Source organism: Stenotrophomonas sp. SrG (assembly GCF_050031795.1).
GTDB classification, from domain to species: Bacteria; Pseudomonadota; Gammaproteobacteria; order Xanthomonadales; family Xanthomonadaceae; genus Stenotrophomonas; species Stenotrophomonas rhizophila_A.
Genome location: NZ_JBNBBE010001124.1, coordinates 1 through 239, shown reverse-complemented (window position 1 = coordinate 239; position 239 = coordinate 1). Strand labels below are relative to the sequence as shown.

Here is a 239-nt window from a genome sequence, read left to right as displayed (position 1 = left end):
CGCCATCACCGTATCGCGCGTGATGGGTGACTACGACGCCGCAGCCACCGCAAGGGATGTTGCGCAGTTGTTGTTGACGCACGCCACGCGCTAACGCCGCAGTAACCGAAATCCCGCCGCAGTACCCCGGTCATCCATTTCCATTGGAGGCCCCACCGGGTCCGCAGCAGCACCCCCGCCCCCCCGGCCCCCCGTCCCGCGCCCAACCGCCGTCCAGACGGGTCGCGTGGCACAAGATG

General features: G+C 68.6%; 1 pseudogene. It reads left to right on the top strand.

The window, feature by feature from the left end:
* Nucleotides 1–94 (top strand): annotated as a pseudogene (locus ACQG3P_RS22965) (TetR family transcriptional regulator); the annotation flags it as partial.
* Nucleotides 95–239 lie beyond the last annotated feature (145 nt).